The organism is Paraglaciecola sp. L3A3 (assembly GCF_009796765.1).
In the GTDB taxonomy this organism is placed as follows: Bacteria; Pseudomonadota; Gammaproteobacteria; order Enterobacterales; family Alteromonadaceae; genus Paraglaciecola.
The window spans coordinates 230,960-256,156 of sequence record NZ_CP047023.1; the positions used below are offsets into that span (position 1 = coordinate 230,960).

15 protein-coding genes are annotated in these 25,197 nt (G+C 39.4%); 7 read left to right on the forward strand and 8 right to left on the reverse strand.

Annotation, left to right across the window (positions count from 1 at the left end; genetic code table 11):
• Positions 1-18 precede the first annotated feature (18 nt).
• The 3 genes from GQR87_RS00975 to tldD are packed head-to-tail and all read left to right on the forward strand — an operon-like array spanning position 19 to position 6,140.
• Complete coding sequence (locus GQR87_RS00975; protein ID WP_233267366.1) at positions 19-3,885, forward strand: YhdP family protein; 3,867 nt, start codon at positions 19-21, stop codon at positions 3,883-3,885.
• A complete protein-coding gene (locus tag GQR87_RS00980) occupies positions 3,878-4,705 on the forward strand; it encodes a carbon-nitrogen hydrolase family protein (protein ID WP_158965662.1) in 828 nt (275 codons plus the stop codon). Before GQR87_RS00975 ends, GQR87_RS00980 begins: the two co-directional genes overlap by 8 nt.
• A complete protein-coding gene (gene tldD, locus GQR87_RS00985; protein ID WP_158965664.1) occupies positions 4,698-6,140 on the forward strand; it encodes a metalloprotease TldD in 1,443 nt (480 codons plus the stop codon). The genes GQR87_RS00980 and tldD overlap by 8 nt, the downstream gene beginning before the upstream one ends.
• 88 nt (positions 6,141-6,228) lie before the next feature.
• Here the strand turns inward: tldD and GQR87_RS00990 are convergent, their stop codons facing one another.
• Positions 6,229-8,676 (reverse strand): Ig-like domain-containing protein, encoded by a 2,448-nt coding sequence (locus tag GQR87_RS00990; protein WP_158965666.1) that lies wholly within the window; start codon positions 8,674-8,676, stop codon positions 6,229-6,231.
• 66 nt (positions 8,677-8,742) lie between these two features.
• Positions 8,743-9,282, reverse strand: coding sequence for a ribosome biogenesis factor YjgA (gene yjgA, locus GQR87_RS00995; protein WP_158965668.1), 540 nt, complete (start codon positions 9,280-9,282; stop codon positions 8,743-8,745).
• A gap of 139 nt (positions 9,283-9,421) precedes the next feature.
• Between yjgA and pmbA the strand changes: the two genes are divergently transcribed.
• The gene (gene pmbA / locus GQR87_RS01000) at positions 9,422-10,747 is read left to right on the forward strand and encodes a metalloprotease PmbA (protein ID WP_158965670.1); all 1,326 of its coding nucleotides are present in this window, start codon (positions 9,422-9,424) and stop codon (positions 10,745-10,747) included.
• Positions 10,748-10,831: 84 nt separating this feature from the next.
• Here the strand turns inward: pmbA and GQR87_RS01005 are convergent, their stop codons facing one another.
• The 6 genes from GQR87_RS01005 to GQR87_RS01030 all read right to left on the reverse strand — a co-directional run bounded on the left by GQR87_RS01005 (position 10,832) and on the right by GQR87_RS01030 (position 19,436).
• On the reverse strand, positions 10,832-11,959 hold the full coding sequence (locus tag GQR87_RS01005; RefSeq protein ID WP_158965672.1) for a hypothetical protein: 1,128 nt from the start codon (positions 11,957-11,959) through the stop codon (positions 10,832-10,834).
• Positions 11,960-12,107: 148 nt separating this feature from the next.
• Complete coding sequence (locus GQR87_RS01010; RefSeq protein ID WP_158965674.1) at positions 12,108-12,563, reverse strand: NfeD family protein; 456 nt, start codon at positions 12,561-12,563, stop codon at positions 12,108-12,110.
• A gap of 3 nt (positions 12,564-12,566) precedes the next feature.
• Positions 12,567-13,502 (reverse strand): SPFH domain-containing protein, encoded by a 936-nt coding sequence (locus GQR87_RS01015; RefSeq protein ID WP_158965676.1) that lies wholly within the window; start codon positions 13,500-13,502, stop codon positions 12,567-12,569.
• A 108-nt stretch (positions 13,503-13,610) separates the two neighbouring features.
• Positions 13,611-15,917, reverse strand: coding sequence for a carbohydrate binding family 9 domain-containing protein (locus tag GQR87_RS01020; RefSeq protein WP_158965678.1), 2,307 nt, complete (start codon positions 15,915-15,917; stop codon positions 13,611-13,613).
• A gap of 263 nt (positions 15,918-16,180) precedes the next feature.
• The gene (pepQ, locus tag GQR87_RS01025; RefSeq protein WP_158965680.1) at positions 16,181-17,500 is read right to left on the reverse strand and encodes a Xaa-Pro dipeptidase; all 1,320 of its coding nucleotides are present in this window, start codon (positions 17,498-17,500) and stop codon (positions 16,181-16,183) included.
• Positions 17,501-17,573: 73 nt separating this feature from the next.
• Positions 17,574-19,436, reverse strand: coding sequence for a lytic transglycosylase domain-containing protein (locus tag GQR87_RS01030; protein WP_158965682.1), 1,863 nt, complete (start codon positions 19,434-19,436; stop codon positions 17,574-17,576).
• Between the two features lie 334 nt (positions 19,437-19,770).
• On the opposite strand from GQR87_RS01030, the gene fadB reads away from it, so the two are divergent.
• From fadB to GQR87_RS01045, 3 genes are all read left to right on the forward strand, one after another.
• Entirely contained in the window at positions 19,771-21,924 is a 2,154-nt protein-coding gene (gene fadB / locus GQR87_RS01035; RefSeq protein WP_158965684.1) for a fatty acid oxidation complex subunit alpha FadB, read from the forward strand.
• 16 nt (positions 21,925-21,940) lie between these two features.
• Positions 21,941-23,104: an acetyl-CoA C-acyltransferase FadA gene (gene fadA / locus GQR87_RS01040; protein ID WP_158965687.1), complete on the forward strand. Its 1,164-nt coding sequence runs from the start codon at positions 21,941-21,943 to the stop codon at positions 23,102-23,104.
• Between the two features lie 78 nt (positions 23,105-23,182).
• Positions 23,183-25,141 carry a bifunctional diguanylate cyclase/phosphodiesterase gene (locus tag GQR87_RS01045; RefSeq protein ID WP_158965689.1) on the forward strand — a complete coding sequence of 653 codons (1,959 nt, stop codon included), beginning with the start codon at positions 23,183-23,185 and terminating at the stop codon, positions 25,139-25,141.
• The last annotated feature ends 56 nt before the right edge of the window (positions 25,142-25,197 follow it).

The window sequence follows — 25,197 nt, forward strand, 5'->3', positions numbered from 1 at the left end:
AATGAGAATATAAATAACGTGAAAAAAGAGTCGAAGTCAGCGTCATTTTATGTCGCCTATGTGATCAAAAAGCTTTGGGCCCTTGTTGCCTTGAGCTTAGTTGTGATTGCGGTGACTTTAAGTGTCGTGCGTTATTCTTTGCCTTACATGAATGAACAAAAACACTATTTAGAAGATTGGTTATCTGCACAAGTCGGCACACAAATTGTTATTGGTGAAATTACTGCTAAATGGCAAGGGGTAGGGCCTGCTATTGTACTTCGTGATGTGCAACTTGCCAATAATGATAAGTTACCTATAAAGCTGAGTATTGCTGAAACCGCCATCGAAGTGGATTTTTGGGAATCGATACTTGCCAAGCAAATACAGTCGAATAAATTCGATCTAAATGGATTAGAGCTAACCATAGATCTGGCTTCAATAGAACAAGAAGAAGCAGAAGCTCCAATTATTGATGCTCTCGAAGAATTATTTTTACAACAACTACAGTTATTCTCAATTAGTAACAGCAAAATTATTATTGATACTCCTCATGATCAACAAGTTGTCGTTATTGACCAAGTGTCTTGGGTCAACAAAGGTTTACATCATCAAGGTGTTGGTCAATTACAGATTGAAGATATAGCCAAAAATTCTGCATCTTTTATTCTGGATTTACATGGTGATGAGAAAGAGCTGACCGGCACTTTCTTTGCTAAAGGAGAAGAAGTCGATTTATCTCCTTGGGTAGAACAATGGTTGGTGACACCTCATGAGTTAGTAGAAAGCCGTGGCAGTTTTGTGATGTGGGCAACGATCGGACAGCAAAGTGTGCAGTCTATCCAATTAGATTTATCTAATAGCCGTTTTAAATGGAATACCACTCAAGGTGAAGTTACTGCAGCAGTTTTAGGTGGGCAAATTAGTGCTAATCCTCAACAAGCTAACTGGTTATTTAATTTGGATAACCTGACCCTGCAAATTAATGATCAGGTTGTCGTCACAAACTGGTTAGGTAAGCTTGATAAAACTGGTTCTCTGGTAATTCAAAATAAGCATAGTGTCAGTCTTGCGCCTATATTAACTTTATCGCCTTTATTACTTGACGGTGCTGCAGTCGCATTTATCAACAGTCTGCAACCTGAAGCCAAACTTAATACTTTTGTGATGAGTCGTTCTGTCAGTGGTGAGCTTGCGATTAAAGCGGCATTGACTGATATTCAATGGCAACAAACATCTATGTTACCTAGGATGCAGGGACTTAATGCCGACTTGAACTGGTTTAATAATGAAGGCAAATTGGCTGTTAAAAGTAAAGCTGGCACTTTAGTAATAGATAAGCTATTAACCCATGATATTGAGTACCAACGATTTTTTGCTGACTTTTATTTCCAGACTGGGCAGCAAGGCTTTTCAATATCATCTGAGAATGCACTATTTAAAAGTGATTTAGTGAGTTTTAGTCCCAGTTTATTCTACGACAGTGAGAGTGACTTTTTATCTTTTAGCGCAAAACTAGATGCGATAGATGTTACCAATTTGCCAAAATTATACCCAATAGAATTAATGGGGCAAGAAACCAGAGCTTACCTGATTGAGTCATTAAATAGCGGTACTATTTCCAGTGGCGATATACTCTGGCATGGAGAATTAAGTTCATTTCCATTTGAGCAAAATCAGGGGGTTTTTCAAGTTGGACTTGAGGTGAAGAATGGAGATTTTAAATTTTCACCTGACTGGCCTGCACTGACCGAACTTGATGTTTCAGTTTTGTTTGAAAATCAAAGTTTATCGTTAGCTAGTACTAAAGGAAAATTATTAGATGTAGATCTAACAGAGTTAGCGGCAAATATTCCCACTTTAAGTCATGCTGCTGTTTTAACTATTGAGGCGAAAGCACAAGCACAAGGGCCGCAAGTTACCGAACTGATGTTGCAGTCTAGTTTGGCTGACACTTTAGGCCTAACGTTACAAAAGGTTCAAGTAAGAGGCGCTCTGCGTACAGATTTAAATTTGCATATTCCTTTAACGGGTAAAGGTGTGGTGGTAGAAGGTCAAGCGTACTTATCAAAAAATCAAGTCTCGATTGTCGATCTCGGCCTAACATTAGAAAAAGCTAAAGGTAAGATACAATTTGTTAATGATGAAATTAATTTCAAAGGTCTTAACGCTTTATTATTACAGCAAAAAGTGGCCGTAGACTTTTCTGGTTCGCAACAAGAGCAAGGATATCAAACAGATATTAAAGTGAATGGCGACTGGCAAATAACACCCTTATTAGAAAAAAATTATCCTGATGTAATGCCATATTTATCTGGGCAAAGTGTATGGAGCGCCCAAGTTGCATTAACTCTTCTGACTAACGGTTACGTTTATAATGCTGAGATTACGACTAATTTAAAAGATTTAGTTTCAACCCTACCCACACCATTTGCAAAGAATAGCGGGCGGTTATTACCCTTGAAGGTTAGTAGTCAAGGAAACCAACAAGCATCATCGGTTAAAGTTACCTTAGGAGATGAAGTACAGTTTAACGGTAATTTGCCCCATCAAGATATGCAATTTTCTAGAGCTCATTTAGATATAGGTGAAACTGATTTGGTGGGCATGGGCTTAGGTTTTAGTATTTCAGCAAATTTACCTGAGTTAGATATTAGCCAATGGTATCAGGTAATTGGCAGCATAATTACCGAAGAAACACAGCAAGGTACTCCTTTATTAGAAGCTCCAAAACGAATTTTTCTCGATGCAGACAATGTCTTGTTTGCTGGGCAAAAGTTAACTGATTTTAACATGGTGGCCAAAAATACTAGTGATGCTTGGTTATTAGATGTCAATGCTAAGCAGGCCCGTATGGAAGTGGTCATATATAAAGATTGGTTGAGTAAAGGGATCAACGTTAATGCTGATTATATTCAGTTAACTGAATGGCAAACTAATGACTCAGAAAATGAAAATCTATTTGTGCCAGAACGTGAGTCTATGCCGCCTATTAGCTTCTCTTGTGCTCGTTGTAGCTACTTAGATAGTCAACTTGGGAAAATAGACATTAACCTCTCCAGATCAAGTACAGGTATGAAAATTGACAATGTTAGATTGAATAATGGTGATGGTTTATTCAATGGCACAGGCGATTGGTTTTTAATCAAAGGGAAAAGTAGCACACGTCTAAAAGGTGAGTTTAGTAGTTCTGACTTTGGTGCTTTTCTTAAAGGCTTTAATTTTGACTCAGGGATTAAAGATTCTGAAGCATCTTCTAAGTTTGATTTAAGTTGGCAAAACGCGCCATACGAATTTAATTTTGAGTCTTTGAATGGCGCGGTTGATTGGCACTTAAGTGATGGTTATCTAACAGAAGTAACAGATAAAGGTTCTCGCATATTTAGTTTATTAAGTCTTGAATCTTTAGTCAGGAAATTAACTTTAGATTTTAGGGATGTATTCGCCAAAGGCTTCTTTTACGATAAAATTGATGGCAGTTTTCAAGTGAAAAATGGTGTTGCTGATACACGGGATACTGTAGTCGACGGTGGAGCAGGCGAAATTACTATGAGGGGATATACAGATCTCACCGCCAAACAGCTTAACTATCACATAGAGTTTGCTCCTAAAGTGACTTCGAGCTTACCTGTGATAGTTGCGTGGATGGTCAACCCTGCTACGGCTCTAGCGGCTTTAGCTATCGATCAAGTATTAACTTCTGCGAAGGTTATTTCGAATATCAAATTTTCTTTAACTGGCACATTAGACGATCCTGTATTAACCGAGCTAGGGCGTGATAGCAAAGAAGTGAGCTTGCCTGCTAGAGCAAAACCAGAAGTGGCTCCCAAGAGTCAGCTTTTAGAGCAAAGTTTACAGCAGCCTGTGACTATCCAAGTACCAGATGAGGACTCTATTAATGGCTAATATAGTTGCCATTCAAATGACGTCAACACCAGATGTAGCAGAAAATTTGCAGTTTGTAGAGCAACAATTGTTAGACCTGCCTGCACAAAGACCTTGTTTAGTGGTGTTGCCTGAGTGTTTTGCTTGCTTTGGTGCCGAGGATAACAAAGCTTTTGATATAGCCGAAGTGAAAGGTAATGGTCCTGTGCAAGATAGACTCTCTGAATTGGCCAAAGAGTTTAATGTGTGGATAGTGGCTGGTAGCTTTCCGCTGCTTTGTAAGACCCCTAATAAATATACTGCCTCATGTTTGTTATTTAATAATCTGGGGGAAATAATCGATGAGTATCAAAAAATTCATCTATTTGACGTAACAGTCAGTGATAATACAGGAACCTATAAAGAGTCTCGTTTTACCCAAGCGGGTAACTCATTAACAGTTGTAAGTACTCCCTTTGGCAATCTAGGTTTAGCTGTTTGTTACGATATTCGTTTTGCAGCAATGTTTGTCGCTATGAGCCAACAAATGCCTATGGATGTGCTTGCGTTACCTGCTGCATTTACCCAACAAACTGGTCTAGCCCACTGGCAGAGTTTACTAGCTGCCAGAGCCATCGAAAATCAATGTTATTTAATTGCAGCTGATCAAACTGGTATACATGCGAATCAGCGACAAACATACGGCCACTCCTGTATTATATCGCCATGGGGGGAAGTATTAGCAAATTTACCTACAGATACAGGCCTAATTCACAGCCAAATTAATCATAACTTACTTGATGACATTCGCAGTAAAATGCCGGTTCATCAGCATAATCAATTCAGGAGTCAACTTGTCTAATACGGTAGAAGAAAACTTACTCACCGCTTCCGATCTCACACGCGCTACTTTGGAAACCGCGTTAGATAGTATTTATAAACATGACAATGACTTTGCTGATTTGTATTTTCAGTCTAGCCAGCATGAAACATGGGTATTAGAAGACGGCATCATCAAAGAAGGCAGCTATAACATTGAACGAGGTGTTGGTGTGCGCGCAGTCAGCGGTGAGAAAACGGGTTTCGCTTATTCTGATGATATTTCTCCAGCGGCTTTATTAAAAGCAGCCAAAGCTTCACGTAGTATTTCTATGCCTGGTGGAAAACATAAAACATCGCCACTACAGCAAAAGTCAGCGATTAGTCGTTACCAATCTGACAATCCACTTTTGGGTATGCAAGATCAAGAAAAAATTGCCTTATTACGGGCGGTAGATGAGTACATTCGTAAACAAGAGCCTGCTCTAAGTCAAGTGGTGGTGAGTATTAGTGGGGTCTATGAAGAGGTGTTAATCGCCGCCACCGACGGTACTTTTTGTACTGATATTAGGCCTTTAATTCGCTTAAATTGTTCAGTGTTAATGGAACAAGAGGGTAGACGAGAAAGAGGCAGCTCTGGTGCCGGTGGTCGTTATGCTTATGAGTATTTTTTGGCTGAAAACGACGGTCAACCTAGATATCAACAAGTGGCCGATGAAGCGATCCACATGGCCCGCATCAATATGCAAGCTATTCCCGCACCTGCTGGACAAATGCCAGTGGTATTAGGCAGTGGTTGGCCAGGAGTGTTATTGCATGAAGCCGTAGGTCATGGCTTAGAAGGTGATTTTAACCGTAAAGGTGCATCTACCTTTAGTGGTCGTATTGGCGAGCAAGTCGCCGCTAAAGGTTGCACTGTAGTGGATGATGGGACTTTAGCGAATAGACGAGGTTCTTTAAGCGTAGATGATGAAGGTACGCCCACTCAATATAATGTCTTAATCGAAGATGGGATATTAAAAGGCTACATGCAGGACAAAATGAATGCTCGATTAATGGGGGTGCCTGCTACCGGTAATGGTCGTCGTGAATCTTATGCTCACTTACCTATGCCCCGTATGACAAATACCTATATGTTAGGTGGACAATATGAGCCTGAGGAAATTATTGCCTCAATTAAAAAAGGTATCTATGCTCCTAACTTCGGTGGTGGTCAAGTCGATATTACTTCAGGCAAGTTTGTCTTTTCTACCTCTGAAGCTTACCTTATCGAAAATGGTAAAATCACCTCGCCCATTAAAGGCGCGACCTTAATTGGTAATGGTCCAGAAGCCATGCAAAAGATCTCTATGATAGGTAATGACTTGTCTTTAGATAATGGCGTTGGGGTTTGTGGTAAAGACGGGCAAAGTGTGCCGGTTGGTGTAGGTCAACCTACCTTGAAGGTGGATGAACTAACTGTGGGTGGTACTGCTTAATCACTAGGCTAGTATTTGTAACCTCTAGTATTTGCCTTTTCTTGATTAATAAGTGACGCAAATTTATCGCGTCACTTATTCCCATCATTTAATTCAAAGCAACGACCATGCTGGTGGTTGATTCAATGCCGCTGGGTGATGTAATCGTCACGCTGACAGTCGCTTGAGTGGCTTCAGTTACATCATTAGTTAACACAAAACTAGCATAAGCTTCTGAGTTCTTATTAGTACTAGGCATAGTAAAGTTAGTTTGACCAGTTAATTGACCTGCGCTGCTGGCTATATTTATGCTTGAGCCACTAGCAATAGGCTGGCGTGCGGTATCGGCAAATACTAAAGTGAAACTCTGGGCATCATTGCTATCAATTGCAGTTGTTGGACTGGTGTTTTGATAATTACTGGCCACAATTGCATTACTGCTATCTACTATATCCAGTTGTGCCGCTGAACTAGAGGTTACTAATACTAACGCTCGTCGTACATGCATTGTGCTAGCTTCGCCCGTTCCACAATTTTCACCTGAACACTGTGGACCATTGAATTTTCCGTCTGGACTATCAAATTCCCCATTCAATGTCCCATTATTTTTGTAATCTAAAAATATTTCGCCGTTATCCCAGTTGCCGTTTTCATTGTCATCACGCCAAGCTTCGCTGATATCCACAAAACCATATTGCCCATAGGCGCTGGAGCCAAAGCCACTGTCTGTTCCGTCGTTAAATCCTGGGCCATCGGCATCGTCGTAAATATTATTACCATTGCTGTCGAAAAGCGTTTCATGGCCAATGGCTGTGGCTAATATAGTGATTCGGTGATCGGGTACTCTTGGATTAGCACTGATCCAAGTAACGGCACAAGCACCAGCCAATGTAGTACAGCTACCATCAATAGAGCCACCTTCAGCGGTAAAGTTAATCGCAGTGCCATCTGGCACTGGGTTATTAAAGGTATCGGCTAGCCTTACCACTAAATTCACTTCTTGTTCATCTATATTGAAGGCTTCGGGATTCAGATTATCAGCAGAAAGAGTAATACTGTTTTGATCGGGTAAACCGGTATTAACCGACAATAAATCAGATTGCGTAGTAATGATGTCGCCAGACTCCGCCTCTACTGTAGCGGTTACTCTTACTGAGGTCGGCACATTACCAGCTGTTACTCGAGTGCTGACTTGACCTTGGGAATTAGTGATCCCAGTATCAGAAGAAAGGGTTAAACCACCGGTTTGAGTATTTAAACTAAACGAAACTTCTTGTTGGGAGAGTGGGTTGCCTAAAGCGCCGTTAACCTGAAAAACTAAAGTAGAGACTGATGCACTATCTTGCCCTCCTGTGCCCTTTAGTACTAACAGGCTAGGTTCGGCTGAAATAAAAGCTAATGAACCTACTGATTCGGCTTGTATGGAAATAATCTGAGAGGCACTTAGTGTAGTGTTATTAACGACTACAGAGGCAACGATTACATCAGTATTACCTGTTCCTCCAGCACAAGTTTTATCTTCAAAAGTTGCACTGGCGACGCCATTAATAGTGTTGACCAAAGTGTCTATACTGGCAAAACCGTCTGCCACACAGTTTGAGCTAAAAGTAACCGGGGTTTGAGTTAATATACGTTGCTCATTTTCGTCAACTAACACAATAGACAAACCCAAAGTACCACCGGCGCTTATTTCAACATCGCCACTACTACCAGTACTTACACCTAATTGGTTTTCAATAAATACGCCGTTTGTATCGAAATGACCTAGGCGGATAACTTGTTGGCTTATAGCGCCAGCGGCTTGCACTTGATAATTGAGTGAACTAGCTAAGTCGACATTATTTATCACTGCTGTTGCGGTAATGACACCTGCACCAATCTCACTGTCTGTTGCTGTTAAGGTGACTAAGGCAATACCATTGTTGTCGGTTAAAGCAGAATTTGTGTTTAACGTGCCGCGTTCGGCGCTGAAGGTGACGATTATGCCAGGAATTGGCATATCTTTTTCATCTAGAATTTGTGTTTGCAGTTGTACATCTGTATCTGCTTGGAAGCGATTAACTCCAATGCCATTACTGAGCATGACAACACTCATCATGGCTGATTTTACAATATCAATATCCGTATTTAAATATTCATAATTTTGTTCAGCGCTTAGATCATCATATGTTGCAGTTAATGTTGCAGCGCCAATTATTGTACTGTCACTACTAATTGATATTTGGGCAATGCCTTGAGCATTAGTTAATTTATTGGTAGTAGATAAAGCTCCCAATGTTCCACTAAATGCGACAATTTCACCTTGCACAGGACTGCCGTCAAGCAATAGTGTTGCTTGAATACAAGAGTTCTGACCAGAAATAAAGCTTTGAGTAGAGGCTGAACATTGGGCATCAAGGATAGATAAATCCAAAGTATAACTGGATGTATCGCTATCGGTTTCAGTACCAGAATCAAATGGGTCGTCACCATTTTTTCCTGATACCCCACCACCACAGCTGCTAAGTGTTAAAGTAAAACATAGCAAAGAGTACAACAAAGCATTTTTTAGCTGCATAATCTATCCATTTTTAACTCATCTCAAAAGTTTATCTAATACTAAATAACTAGTGTATTCAAGTGATTATCCAATTATCACGTCTTTTAAATATTTAAACAGTTCACGTGACGCTTTTGGTGGTTTGTTGTCAGCTTGTTGTTTTTGCGCTTGGCGAAATAGCTGACGCAACTTTTGTCGATCTAACAAAGGGTATTCATCCAATGTTGATTCGATTTTACTGTCGCCTTCGATAATTATAGTGTCACGTAACTCTTCAATTTTATGCAGAGCGTTAGTGGCTTTTTTATGGGAAGATTTAATGGTTAATAAGGCCTGCTCTATTGGTGCTACATCACGATTACGCATTAATTTCCCAATTAATTGTAACTGACGTCGATAGCCTTCCTTTTTACGCATAATTCTTCTGGCTAACATTATCGCGTCTAGCAGTTCAGTATCCATCGGAATTTTGGCTAGGGCAGATGGGCCTAAATGCACTAAGGAAGTGCCGAGCTTTTGTAGCTCGTCTGCTTGGGCTTTTATTTGCGTTTTACTAAGAAGCTCAGTGTCTTCTTCTATGTCGAAACTGTCTTCAGTTGGATTGTTTTTTCTTGGGGCAACCATGTCATTATCTTTAGTGATACACTAACTAAAGATTGTAACCCTGAAAGCACGAATAAACTACATACAAAACTAAGGTTTGCCTTTGAGGCAGCACTTTTAGTGTGCATAGTGTAATAAAAGCGTCAAAAATGAAGGTCTCATGCAGCAACAATTATCAGAAATACAAAATATAGTAGAAGATGTTTTAGCCTTAGCTAAACAAAAAGGGGCAACTCAAGCTGAAGCGAGTATGTCTAAAGTACAAGGAATTGCCGTTTCTTCTCGTTTGAAAGAAGTAGAAACAGTTGAATTCACTAATGACGGTGGCTTAGGTATTACTGTTTACCACGGTAAGAAAAAAGGCAGCGCATCAACTGCGGATTTATCTACTGAAGCACTTAAGCTGACAGTAGAAAAAGCCATAGAAATATCTAAACATACTAGTGAAGACGATTGTTCAGGCCCAGCAGATAAAGAGTTAATGGCTGTAGGATATCCTGATTTAGATCTTTTTCACCCTACAGAGCTTGATACAGAGTTAGCTATACAACAGGTTATAGCGGCTGAAACCAGTGCATTAGAGGTCGATCCTAGAATTACTAATTCTGACGGCGCATCATATAACGCTAATTTAGGTACTAAAGTATACGGTAATAGTCATGGTTTTATCGGTGGTTATAACAGCAGCCGTTATAGTTTAAGCTGTGTAGTGATTGGTGAACAAGATGGCGATATGCAGCGTGATTATGCTTATTCAGTGAATCGTAATGTTAAATTATTAGACAGTCCTGCACAGATAGGCCGTGATGCGGCTAAATTTACCCTAGATAGGTTAGGCGCACAAAAAGTTAAAACCTGTAAGGTGCCGGTGTTATTTGACCGTGAAATCGCTGCTGGTTTATTCGGACACCTCATTAATGCGATTAGTGGTGGTAGTTTGTATCGTCAATCCTCCTTTTTATTAGATAGTTTAGGTACACAGGTGTTACCTGATTGGTTCGAAATTTCTGAAAGACCACATATCTTATCCGGCTTGGCTAGTTCGCCATTTGACCATGAAGGGGTTAAAACTATTGATCGCGAAATCGTTAAGGATGGGGTTTTACAACAATATCTACTCACTAGTTACTCTGCTCGAAAACTGGGGATGCAAACCACCGGACATGCTGGTGGTATCCATAACTGGTTTATTAAAAATACCGGTGAATCTGATCAAACTATGTTGCAAAAATTAGGTACAGGTTTGTTAGTAACAGAATTAATGGGTCAGGGCGTGAATATAGTGACAGGTGATTATTCACGAGGCGCCGCAGGTTTTTGGGTTGAAAATGGTGTAATCCAATATCCAGTGCACGAAATAACTATCGCCGGAAATTTAGCTGATATGTTAAAGAATATAGTGGCCATTGGTGCGGTTGCTGAAACCAGAGGCAGTGTACAAACAGGCTCTGTTTTAATCGAAAGCATGCAAATTGCCGGTGATTAGATATTTGTCGCACTGATGTAAAATTTTATAAACTCTAAACCCACTTTTATAGTGGGTTTTCTTTTTCTGGACGTTTTTGTCTAGCTACCTTTTACTAGGTTGGGCGATTAATTCATGAATGGCTGCCAGCGAAGGCAATTTGTAATTTTCTTGATAAAATAACCTATTTAACCGGCCTAATAAATTAACGGTGCGAGATGGGTCGTGGGCTTTTTGTCTATTGGGACTGACCGTTTGTAGAAATTCACAAGGCTGTAAATTCCAATCTTGAATTTGTTGATCGGTCACGCCTAGTTGTTTTACTGTGCTTAATATGCGTTCGGTTTTACTCTCGTTACATTGAATAATCTGTTGTTGATAGATGTTATTGATTGGTTGGCTTATAGCCTCAATGGTGTGATTGATTGCAGTCCAAATATCGTCATGTTTTACTTGGCTGCCCTCGGGCGCATAATAGCCCATGATTTCCCATTCTAACTCAGCATTTTGTAAGGCCACCGAACTGCCTATTTTTGTTGAGTAAGACAAGTCTGGATTCGCCCCTATATTGTAAGCATCGACAGATAGGCCAATAATAATGGCCAGATCTCCTATACTTTTTTTATCAATATAAATTGCTTCAAATGCAGCTCTTTTTACTCCCATCCAACCGTGTACAACGGCTGGTTTAGTGGCAAACTGTCTTATATCTTCTGGTAAATCTTCGCCATATTTATCAATAAACAAAGGTGAGGTATCTTGGTTGAGCGCTTCGTCAGGCACCCAAATTTCATACTCTTGTCTGTTATCAGCTTTACCACGACTTTTAATGCCATAAGACAAGTTGATAGGGCGGCATATATTTCTGTCTTCACTGTCTTCATGAAAGTACTCAGAGCGAAAGCGTTTGATGAATGGTGCGTCTAAGCCAGCTATGGCTGCAGTTGGGTAACGAAAACCAATGTCGCTGTTATTAACAATATAAAAACCGGAGATCTCTTTTTCCAGAATAGCTTTGACCCCTGCAAGCTCTTGGTAGTTTTCAACCACAATGCTTCGTTCTGGCTCTATTGTCAGGCGACTCCCGTCTGCTGCTATGAACTTAGGTGTTTTATGATAGGTGTAATTATTCAAACCCAAACTTTCTACAAAGCCATTTCTGACTATAGCTAATTCGGTAAATAGCACATCATGATTTTTAATATATTTAAACAAAGGTCTATGCGTGGTCATGGTGAGCCTTGAATTTATTGATTACAGTGGATTATTAATATCTTTAAATCAGTATGTGAGTCAATGTTCTAGGAAAAATTAATAAAAAAACCGAACATAAGTTCGGTTATTTTATTTTCAAATCAGAATCGAAAGTGAAACTCGCTTTTTACAATGTAGCTTGCACTGTGAAGATACCAACAGACGCATCAATTACTTGTACTCTTGTACCTACTGCCAATGTATCAGCGGATTCAAGTTTCCAGTCGATGCCGGAGTAACGGTAAGTAGGCGTTAATTCGGGCGACACAGGGTCTTTAAGTACAAAAGTATGACCAACTAAATCACCTTTAGCTTTGGTAGTATCTACTTGTGTTTGCATCTTCTTTAATGGCTTCCATAACAAAATGGCTGATACTGCCGTCAGGATGCCTGTGGCAAATAACGAGGCTAATAAAGTTTCAGGAATGATGCCCAAGTACAATAAAATTGCGGTTATTACTGCTGCACAACCAACAAAAAATAACACAAAAGTTGAGAAGCCAAGTACTGCGACTTCTATAACTAATAAAAGGATGCCAAGAATGAGCAAACTTTCAGCTAAATTGTTGAATGCCCAATCCATAGGTTACCCCTTATTTAGTTGATTAATAATAGTCATAGCTTGTGCGACTACACCTGCAGCTTCTGTACCGCTGTCTGGTAAGAGTACAACAGAAGACTCTTTGGCAATGGCATGTTTGGCTTCAATTGCTTTAGTAGCTAAGTCTAGTTGAATTGCTTTTTGTCCTTCATTGGTGGCTGCGGCCTCACCAACTTGACGTAAGGCTTCAGCTTGTGCTGCAGCGACTGCGACAATTGCTTTAGCTTCACCTTCCGCTCTCAATACTGCTTCGTCTTTATCTGCTTCGGCAGCTAGTACAACTGAGGCTTTTTGACCTTCTGCACGGTTAATAGCGGCTTGTCTGTCACCTTCAGACTCAAGGATTTGCGCACGTTTAACACGCTCAGCTTTCATTTGTGCTTCCATCGCTTCCATGACTGATTGAGGGGGCACGATATCTTTAATTTCGTAACGTAAAACCTGAATACCCCAAGGGCCAGCGGCGTCATTTATAGAAGCAACAATATTGGTGTTAAGCACATCTCTTTCTTCAAACGTTTTATCCAGCTCCATTTTACCTAACTCAGAACGCATAGTGGTTTGTGCTAGTTGAGTCACAGCAAATACGTAATCGTCTACTCCATAAGTGGCCTTGTATGGGTCGAGTACACGGAAATACAATACGCCGTCCACATGTAATGAAATATTATCTTTGGTGATAGCGCTTTGTTCAGGCACATCAACGGCTTGTTCTTTAAGGGAGCGATCGGCAGAAACTCGATCAACAAAAGGTAAAATAAAATTCAAGCCTGCTTCTTTACTTGATTGGTACTTACCAAAACGTTCAATCACATAAGCGCGATTTTGTGGGACAAATTTAATTGATGTTTTAAGTAACACCACCACAAATACTAAAATAAGGGTCTGTGCGGTAAAAATATACTCGAGTAACAATTCCATAAACTACTTCCTTATGTACGTGACATTGATTATCACATATTAATATATTGGGTAAATTATAAACATTTCAAGGTTTACTGTTTGAGTTCTGTAAAGGCTAAGGTCAGTTTAGTTGAGCCAGGCATAACTAAATTTCATGAATATTGATTGTTCATGGCTGGTTAAAGAACTAACTAACTCATTTTGTTCGGCCGAGTCTGAGTAGCCAATAAAAAACTTAGTTAATGGATTCAGTTTATATGAGTAAAGTAATTGTGAACCAAGATATTTTTGTTTGTTATCAACAGAATGATAAAGGTACAAATCTTGATTTCGGTTAATATCAGAAAAAACCAAAATTATGCGTAAAAACTGTTTCTGATCAAATTGATAAGTAACTCGTAAGTCGGTTAAATTCGCTACAAATAGATTATCTTGTTCTATGTCTAGTTTTTTGTAAGTGTGACGCAGGTTTAGCTGTAAGTGTTTACCAATATCCCAAGTTACTTGTGGATTGAACTGAAACTGCGTGCCGAGGCGGTTGTTATCAAAATCAATCTGGTCGCCGTAAGATGAATAAAAGTTGGCGTAAAATGAAGAAATAAGTCGTGTTTCAAAAAATATACTCACCACATCTTCGGTAAATAAAGTAGTGTTATCACGAATAGACAATACACTTGGATCATCTCGTAAACCTACACTGTCTCTGTGTAATAGTCCAAATTCCCAATAGGATTGATTTTGTCCGTGTACACTTAAGTACAGCTCAGCTTCTTTCTCTAATAACTCATTATTATCATTATGAGAAATATCCCAATCACCGTCTATTCGAATGCGATTCCACCAACTGTTTTCGCTGAACCAATCGTAGCCACCTCCGACAATTATTTTATTATTGTCGGCAAAAGAACCAAATCCTAAATCTGTACGAAAGTCGGCGCCAGTTGATTCAACGGTGACGTTACTGAACCAATTTCGTTGTTCATGGGTGTAAGTTAAACGGTAAGCATTATCCGAAAAGTTATGGTTTTTTTGTAAACGTAAGGCTGTTTCTGAATAATCAGTATTGGTTTGACAATTGTTGTAGCAAAAATCTTTGTATAAATCAGTTGGATAGAGCGTATCTGAATTCAGCAATTGTATACGTAATACATCTTGCTCGGTAATTTGATATTTGGCATCTAGGGCATTGACATAGTTATGATAATTGTCCGAGTCTCGTAAGGTGCTGGTGAAACCTATAGATAGATTGTTGGAGATATCATAACGATAACGAGCAGCTAAATTAATTGACTCTTCCGCTATGTTGGCTACTTGTGAACTAATATTGCCTGGCACAATAATACTGGTGTTTGCATCATTAGCGATAAACAGACCGAAGGTTTGTTTATCTATTCGACCTGTCATTTTAAGCCCATAATCAGGTGCATTAACATTACGACTGTAGACTAAATCTTCATAACCAGAAAAATAGTCAGAATTTTCTAAAAAAAACGGCCGTTTTTCATCAAAATAAAGAGCAAAAGTATTGTTAATACTAAGTTGAGCTACATCAGATTCTACTTGGGAAAAATCAGGGTTAATTGTCCCTTGGAATGAAATTTCTGGAGTGATCCCCCATTTTACATCTAAACCAATTTCTTGGTTGTTAGTACTTTGCCAATCTAGGTTATTTTGTGGGTCTCTATTACGTGCAGTGCCTAGTACTAAAGTGGGAACTATTGCTAAGTTTTGTCCTTGTTTCGCATTTTTGAAACCAGAAATATCTCCTAGTTGGCATAAGTTACAAGAGTTGTTTCTATCTATTTTTCTATTGGATATTTCTAAACTATCTTTTCTTGGGTAATAACGTATAAATTCAGCACCCCAAGTTTTTTCTTTTTTACTTTCAGGAAAGTTAAGCACTCGAAGAGGAATTGCCATTTCCACTTGATAACTATCTGTTAATACTTGGCCTGCAGATTGCCAAATAGCATCCCAGTTATCACTTTCGTCACCAGTCATTTCATTTTCTATGGCATCAGCTTGTATACCAAATGGGTTGACAAAAAACTGGTAAGCAATGCGATTATCATTAAAAGGATCGAGTTTGATGCCTACCAAGTCATGATCCCAAATCTGATCTCTATCTACATAAAATGCATGGAGTTTGGATATATCCACATCTTTGGCATCGAATGCTAGATACAGGGTGTCGTTATCTTCGAATATCTTTACTTCGGTTTGCACTGGAGGCGTTGTATTTTCGAATGGGCTGGTAACAACGTTTAATTGAAAAGACTGAGCCTGTTGCCATTGTGACTCATTTAAATTGCCGTCAATTGTGATACCTTGTTGCAAATTAGGCACAGGTATTGGCTGACTAAATTGAGCGAAGAGACTAGGGCTGTAAATACAATTTATTAAAAGATATAGATAAATTTTTTGCAAAGACATTTAGTACCAATCCATTTAAGTACTCGTCAAGTGCGTACTTTTGAGTAATTTATCACACGTTTTAAGTCTAGTGTCTAGTGCTAAGCATGCTGTCTAATATTCAAACGCTATTACGATTTTGTTATGGCCTCTTTTTTAGATACCGAATGACTAATTAATCAAAACGATAAGACAAGTAAACTAGCTATACTGCGGTAATTATTATGGTTAGAACGCACAAAATACTGTGAATATTTAAGTTGTACAATATTCGGGTCTTGGTACTAATTTAAGCCTAGCTCCCGAGTCATATTTTCATTTTTATCTCTGTGCACAATAATATTGTCTTCGATACGAATACCGCCAAAAGGACGCAGCTTGTCTACTATATTCCAGTTAATAAATTTAGATTGGTTACTGGACTTTAATTCGGCCAATAAACTATCAATAAAATATAAGCCTGGTTCTATAGTAAAGACTTGTTTCGCTTCTATGGTGCGAGTGGTGCGTAAAAATGGATGTTCTGCAGGGGCTGGTAATGGTGTGCCTCGGTCGTCAGAAACATGTCCTGCCACATCATGCACTTGTAGTCCTAAAAAGTGACCAATTCCGTGAGGAAAAAATGTACTGACAATGCCTTCTTCTAATGCCTGTTCCGCGTGTAAATTTATTAAACCAAATTGCTCCAAAATACCTGCTATTTGTTGATGGGCTTGTAACTGTACTTGGCCATAGGCAAGTCCAGGTTTAAGTTGCTCAGCTAATGACAATGTCACTTTATGCATAGCTGCAATTAGCTCGCTGAACAGGTTCTCTTGCGGGCAATAAGTACGGGTAATATCAGCGGCATAACCATTATATGTCGCGCCTGCATCAATTAAAAAAGACAATTGTTGTTCGGGACTGTGGGGATTTAATTGAGTGTAGTGCAAAATAGAAGCATGTTTATTTAAGGCGATAATATTCTGGTAGGGTACTTGATTGTCCCCTTGTCTAATGGCGCCTAAATAAGCCAAATTGATGTCAAATTCACTTAACCCTTGCTCAAAAGCAAGTTTTGCCGCTTTATGTCCATCTACCGCCATACGATTGGCTTGACGCATACATGTCAGTTCGTAATCGGTTTTGTAAGCTCTTTGATAGTGTAAATAATGAATAACACGATCTGGATTCATTAACTCAAAACCTAATGCTTTGGCCACTTCAATATATTCACCAATATAAGCGTACTTACTCTTGTCAAAAGGCAAATGTTTTTCTACAGCATTGGCTTGGGTTAATAATACTATATCGAAATGTTCGGCCCAAAAATCACTGGGTTCATCGGGTACTTTGTGCCAAAAATCTTTAGGTCGATAAAAAATTAATTTAGGCTTATCTTGACCGTTAACAATCAGCCAGCAGTTAGGGTTATCAATTATGGGGAGCCAAGCTTTAAATTGTGGATTAACCGAAAAAGGGTAGTTATTGTCATCCAAAAACATTCGCTTACTTTGGCCTGAATGTATGATGAGTCCATCAATACTTTCTCGTTGTAAGGCTTCTTTTGTGCGATTCTGAAGCTCGCCGATATGTTGCGAATAATATTCTGAGATTTGTGACATGTTAAGGCCCGTATTTCTAGGGAAATTGCTACATTACGTTTAGCGTACCATAAGCTTAGTGCTTGTACAGAGTTTAGCCTTTGGGGCCAATTTCCATTTTAACTAATTGTTTAAATGAATTATTTTTATTGCCTAAATGTTGGCTATAAATTTGTTTATAGGCCAATACAGCTTTCACATAATTTCTAGTTTCTTTGTAAGGAATAGTTTCTATCCATAGATCCATCGGAATCGGGTCTTTTTCAGGTAGCCATTTTTGTACTCGGCGCCAACCAGCATTATAAGAAGCTGTCGCTAAAATAGGGTTATTATTCATTTTGTCTAATAAGTAACGCATATATTGGGTCCCTAGTTCGACATTTTTTTCTGGATTAAACAAAAATGATTTTGATACTTTCTTTTTTGTTAAATAACGAGCTGTACCTGGCATAATTTGCATCAGTCCCAATGCTCCTACGCCTGATGCCGCGTCGGGCATAAAGGAACTTTCTCTTCTGGCAATAGCAAAGGCCCATGCTAACTCTATGTTATTTTTTTTAGCATTGTATTCTAAATGAGTATCAAACGGCATGGGGAAGCGTCTTGCCAAGTCATCTAAATAACCTGATTTTGAAAAACCAAATATGGCTTGGTCGTGCCAACCTAGTTGGTCAGCTATCACGGCTGCTGTTGCTTTTTGTTCAGGAGTTAATTGCGATTGTAAAAAATTCCATTCACGGCGAGCACTGACTTGACGGCCGATATTTCTAAACTCTAGTGCTCGTTGTGCGGCTGGAAACTGGGTGACTTGTTCTATATTTTGTTGGCTTGGAGTGAGTGGACGATCATTAAGGTTTGCCATTTGTGATAATTTTCCACTGGCCATAAATCCATAATAATGACGTTCTTCAGCTAACTTAGCATAGTTTTCTGTGGCTAAATCAGCTGCCTTTAGGTTTTCGTATGAACGAGCTTGCCAATATTGGAATATATTAGCTTCGACGACTCCTTCAGGAATCGACTGAATAACTTGTAAGGCTTGTTGCCAATTAAGTTGTCTTAATACATGGGCTAAATGCCAACGTGCTAGCTCCTCATCTGCTTTATAGTGACTGGCTTTTTCGAGCCATAATTCGGCTTGATCATGATTTATTAAAGCTAAGGATATAGCGAATCGATGAAAAATAGACTTTTTTTGCTCATCGCTAAACTTAAAGGTTTTAGATAACTTTTCCCAACTACGCAGTGCTAAATCACGGTCTTGCCAGACTAAACGTTTTAATCCGTAACTAATAATTTCTTGTTCTAGATTGGCTATTTTATTGGGGAAATTTGAAATACGGCTGACTTGGCTGGGTGAGCGGCGCACTTTTAGCCAGATATCTGCTAAATATTGTTGTTTCGTCGGTAACAATGTTTTGAGATAAGGAATTAAAGTGTGATCGCCACCGTCTGCTGCTAAAGATAAACGTTTCCAAACTAGTTCAGGGGTTTGTTTACCGGCTTTTTTCCACGCTCTGAATAATGTGTCGCAAGCTTTAGGTTGAGATTTACCCACTACCCAATATCGTTCTGCTAAATTAAATGCTTGTTGTTTGGATTTTTCATCTTTTAGCAATATTTCTGCATGTTGGCAGTTAATCGCAGTATCACCTATGTCACGGTAATAATTTTCGAATAGGTCATATTTTTTTTGCTTAGCTAAATAAGCTAACCATTTTTTTCTTAATGGCCAATCTAAGGGGGAATATTTGTATTTATCTAAGAAACTTTCTATGGCTTTTTGATTGGCCATATAAGGATATTTGATTAAGGTTTTTTGTTCTACATAAGGGCGTAATGGATAGCCATCTAATTGAGCCAGTGAACGTTTGTAAATTTGACTTTTGGGGTTATGCGCCAGACTTTCTGCGTGGCTAAAGACTTTACGTTGTTGTTCAATTGTTAACTCACTCATTGCTGAACGACTAAAAATAGTCAGCAATAAGCAAAGTATATGTAGGCTAGTTAAGTGGCGAATAATGGCAAATTCCAGTGAAAATAAAAGTCCTAACGATCGCTATTTATACTACCTTAAATGTTAAATATTGTGTTCATCAATTTCAAAAAATTTACATTGCAACTGGAATGACCAGTTGCAAATTTTTATTTTATACACATAATAAGAGACCTTGGCAGGTAATAATGATTTTGTTTGCCACTTATTATTTTGTTAACAACTTATGTGTTTGTTGACTTGGAGTGCTGTGTTGCCTCCGCCCCGAACTTGGCCAAAGCCAAAGGAGATAAAGATGATATACGATGGCAAAAGCCTTACGGTTAAATTACTGCCAACTGGTATTGCAGAATTAGCATTTAACGCTAAGGGATCAGTGAATAAATTTGATCAACAAACTCTGACTGAGTTAGATGCCGCCACTCAAGCGTTAAGCAGTAATACTGATGTTAAGGGAGTGCTTGTACGTTCTGAAAAATCCAACTTTATTGTTGGCGCAGATATTACTGAATTTACTGCTTTATTTGATATGCCGGAGTCTGACGTACTTGTGTGGGTCGCTAAGGCAGCTCAAGTATTCGATCGATTTGAAGATTTACCTTTTCCAACTATCGCCGCTGTTAATGGTTTTGCCCTTGGGGGCGGTTTCGAAATGACCTTGGCTTGTGATTACCGTGTTGCTGATACTACTGCCAGTGTTGGTTTACCTGAAGTGAAATTAGGCATAATGCCTGGCTTTGGTGGAACAGTACGTTTACCTCGCTTAATCGGCGCAGATAACGCTTTAGAGTGGATGACAACAGGCCGTGATTGTAAAGCTGAAAAAGCCCTAAGTGTGGGGGCGGTTGATGCAGTAGTTGCACCAGACAAGTTAGTGAATGCAGCGATAAGTATGTTGCACGGGGTGATTGCTGGAGATTTTGATTGGCAAGCTCGTCGTACAGAAAAACAATCCGCTCTGTTGCTTAATGCCAATGAAGCTATGATGAGTTTTTCTACTGCCAAGGCTATGGTGGCCGCGCAAGCTGGCAAACATTATCCTGCGCCACATATGATGGTTGATACCATTGCTAAAGCTGCTAAGTTAGATCGTGAAGGTGCATTAAAGTTAGAGAATCAAGGCTTTGCCCAATTAGCGAAAACTAATGAAGCTAAAGCTCAAGTGGGAATTTTTCTTGCTGATCAATTAGTTAAAGCAAAAGGTAAAAAGTTAGCTAAAGCAGCGACTACTAGTGTTAAACAAACCGCCGTATTAGGTGCGGGGATTATGGGGGGCGGTATTGCTTATCAATCAGCAGTCAAAGGCACACCTGTGATCATGAAAGATATTGCCCAGCCAGCTTTAGACCTAGGTTTAGCCGAGGCGGCTAAAATTTTGACTAAGGGCATGGAGAAAGGCAAAGTGGATGCTAAAAAGATGGCGACTACTTTAAATAACATAACTCCCACCTTAGATTATGCCGCCATTAAAAATGTTGATTTAGTGATTGAAGCGGTAGTCGAAAATCCAAAAGTGAAAGGCTTGGTGTTAGCTGAAACTGAGCAGCATGTGTCTGAGCAGGCAATTATTTGTTCTAACACCTCAACTATTTCTATTAATCAACTGGCTAAAAGTTTAGTTAAACCAGAACGTTTCTGTGGCATGCATTTCTTTAACCCAGTACATCGTATGCCTTTAGTTGAAATAATTCGTGGTGAAAATACTTCTGATAGCACTATTTCTGCTGTTGTAGCAGCCACTTTAAAAATGGGTAAAACCCCGATAGTGGTGAATGACTGCCCAGGCTTTTTAGTGAATAGAGTGTTGTTTCCTTATTTTGCTGGCTTTAGCAAATTATTAATGGATGGCGCTGATTTTGTTGCTGTTGATAAGGTCATGGAAAAAATATTTGGTTGGCCTATGGGCCCCGCTTTTTTGTTAGATGTGGTGGGAATGGATACAGCTGATCATGCTTCTGGTGTGATGGCAGCAGGGATACCTGAACGCTTACAAAAAATAGAAAATGATCCTGTTACCTTACTCTATATAGCAGAACGTTTTGGTCAGAAAAATGGCAAAGGCTTTTATGATCACAGTTTAGATAAGCGGGGTAGACCTGCTAAAGTGGCGGCAGAACAAGCCTACTCGTTACTGTCGCCTCACTGCGCCGTCAAACAAGATTTTGATAAAGATGAAATTATTGCCCGCATGATGATCCCTATGGCTAACGAAGCTATTCGTTGTTTAGAAGAGGGCATAGTGGCTAGTGCAGCAGAAGCCGATATGGCGTTGATTTACGGTTTAGGTTTTCCTCCATTTAAAGGTGGCATCTTCCGTTATATCGAAACAATGGGCTTAGCAAACTTTGTCGCTTTGGCCGATAAATATGCCCACTTAGGTGCTATTTATCAAATTACCGATGGGCTGCGTGATATGGCTGCATCGAATAAATCATATTTCGCCCAATAAGGCCAAGGAGAAGATCATGAAAGAAGTGGTAGTTGTTGATTGTATGCGCACACCTATGGGTCGCTCTAAAGGCGGTATTTTTCGAAATGTACGTGCAGAAACTTTGTCTGCTCACTTAATGTCTAAATTACTTGAACGTAATCCCAATTTAGATCCTAGTGAAATAGAAGATATTATTTGGGGCTGCGTCCAACAAACCAAAGAACAAGGGTTTAACATTGCTCGTAATGCACAGTTGTTAACTGATATTCCAAGAACAACCGCGGCAGTCACTGTCAATCGTTTATGTGGTTCGTCAATGCAAGCATTACATGATGCCGCGAGTGGTATTATGTCGGGTCGTGGTGATATCTACATGATAGGTGGTGTCGAACACATGGGACATGTACCGATGAATTTTAATGTGGATTTTCATCCGGGTATTGCTAAACATGCAGCCAAAGCCTCGGGCATGATGGGTATGACAGCTGAGTTATTAGGTCGTCAAAATGGTATTAGTCGAGAGATGCAAGATGCTTTTGGTGCCCGTTCTCACCAGTTAGCCCATAAAGCTCACTTAGAAGGTCGTTGGGATAATGAAATTATGCCAACGGAGGGTCATGATGCCGATGGAGTGCTGCAACTAATACGAGCAGATGAAGTGATCCGTCCTGACTCAACTATAGAAACTATGGCAGCCCTTAGACCTGTATTTGATCCTGTAAACGGAACTGTAACCGCAGGTACGTCGTCAGCTTTGTCTGATGGTGCATCAGCCATGTTAATTATGTCTGCCGACAAAGCCAAAGCATTAGGTTTAACCCCAAGAGCAAAAGTTCGTGCGATGGCAGTGGCTGGTTGTGATGCCGCCATTATGGGGTATGGCCCAGTACCCGCTACACAAAAAGCTCTTAAACGTGCCGGTTTAACTATGGATGATATTGAAATTGCTGAGTTTAATGAAGCATTCGCAGCCCAGGCTTTGTCTTGTATCAAACAGCTCGGCTGGTTAGATCATTTTGACGATAAAGTGAATTTAAATGGTGGGGCAATAGCATTGGGTCATCCATTAGGTTGCTCTGGCTCTCGTATTTCTAGTACACTTATTAATCTAATGGAAACAAATGATAAATCGTTAGGTTTAGCCACTATGTGTATTGGTTTAGGCCAAGGAATAGCTACTGTATTTGAACGGGTTTGATTATATAAGTATTCTTATCGAAGGCTCCTTTTGGGGCCTTTTTTACGGCTTCAGGTAACTTAAGTTTGTGCTGATAAAATGGATGATGCGTTTATTAAAATACTAAAAGTGATATATAAATGGGTGGACGGCGAAGAGAGAAGCGCTGAAATAATTTTTGCTCAGTTTAAGGAGTTGATCACCAAAGTCCCTTTACTGTATTCGATTCTATTAGTTAACTCTCTGGCTTTGGTTTATACCCATTATGGAGTAGCGCCTGACTATCTAACTATTTATGTTGCCGCTTTTTTATCTTTTGCCTGTATTAGTCGCGCAGTTCGTTGGTATGGTTATCGAAAAAGTGAATTCACTCTTCGTCAGGCTGTAAATCAAATTCGAATGACAGTGTTTTTTGCTGTGCTCATGAGTATAGGATTTTCTGCTTGGGGTTATGCTTTGTATTCCTATGGCGATGTTGCCTTACGATCACATGTTATTTATTACATATCAATAACCGTGATTGGCATTATTGTTTGTTTGATCCATCTCCCCGCTGCTACTTGGGCTGTATCTGTAACTGTGGGCGTGCCATTTATTAGTTTTTTTGTGTACTCAGGACACCCAGTGTTTTTAGCTGTTGCTATCAATTTTACCTTAGTGATAGTGGTCTTAGCTATGGTTGCCCAAGGTTATTACCGTGCTTTTTCTAGTGTGATTAATGCTAAACAACAACTTGAATTACAACATAGACACACCAAAAAATTAAACCTCCAAAATGAAGTGTTAGCTAATCAAGACGGCTTAACCAAGTTGGCCAATAGACGCAGTTTTGCTAATTATCTAGATAAAAAATTGTCAAAAAGTGAGCCTCAGAAAAGTTTTATTGTTGGCTTGATTGATTTAGATGGCTTTAAACCAGTTAACGATATTCATGGTCATGCCGCTGGAGATAGGGTGCTAACAGAAGTAAGCGGTCGTCTTACAAAACTATTAAGCAATCAAAGTATGTTAGCTAGAATCGGTGGTGATGAATTTGCCTTTGTTATTGAGCATACTGCTGAACACATAGAAATCAAAAAATTAGGTCAACTTATCACCGCAGCATTACAAGTGCCCTTTCAAATGCGTACAGGCTTAGTACAAATATCAGGCTCTTGTGGATTCGCTATTTATCCTGAAGCGGGCAACACAGCAGAAGAGTTAATGGAGCGGGCAGATTTTGCTTTATATGAAGCAAAAAATAACGCTAGAGGTAGTTCGATTATATTTTCAAATGAGCATGAAAGTTTAATCAGGAAAAAGTCTCAAGTAGAATTAGCCTTGACACAAAGTCTGCAAAAAGAACAAATCACTATACATTATCAACCCATAGTAGATGGTCAAACTGGAGAAATATTAGGCTTTGAATCTTTAGCCAGATGGCTTCATCCTGAATTAGGGCAAATTCCCCCCGATCAATTTATTGTGATTGCAGAAAAAACAGGCATGGTCAATGAAATTACTTTGCATCTATTTGAAATAGCCATCCAAGCACTTAAAACGTGGCCTAAAGATTTGTATTTATCATTCAATTTGTCAGCCCATGACGTGATTAATTCTGTCACACTAGAAAAACTGCGAGAAACCTTAGATAAGCATGGTATAGCACCTAACAAGATACAGTTTGAAATAACCGAAACCACTATGATGGCTGATTTAGAACATTGTTCAAATATTACTCAGGATTTACAACAACAAGGTTTTTTAGTGGCATTAGATGATTTCGGCTCCGGTTACTCTAGTTTAAGTTACATTCACAAGTTAGCATTTGATACGTTGAAAATTGATCGTAGTTTTGTTGAAAACGTACAGCAAAATCCCCGTAGTCGTGGGGTCGTGAAAACCATCTTAGAATTATGCTCAAGTTTTGGGGTACGTTGTATTGTTGAAGGAGTTGAAACTGAAGAGCAAAAAGACTTGTTATTAGAGTTAGGCTGCAGCAGTATGCAAGGGTATTATTTTTATCGTCCTGCGCCGATAGATAAATTTAATTTAGGGTCAGTTAAAACTGACGCCTAGATGCATGTAATTTACACACAGAAATGCAGAATAAAGCAGACCGCCTCACTCCGTTT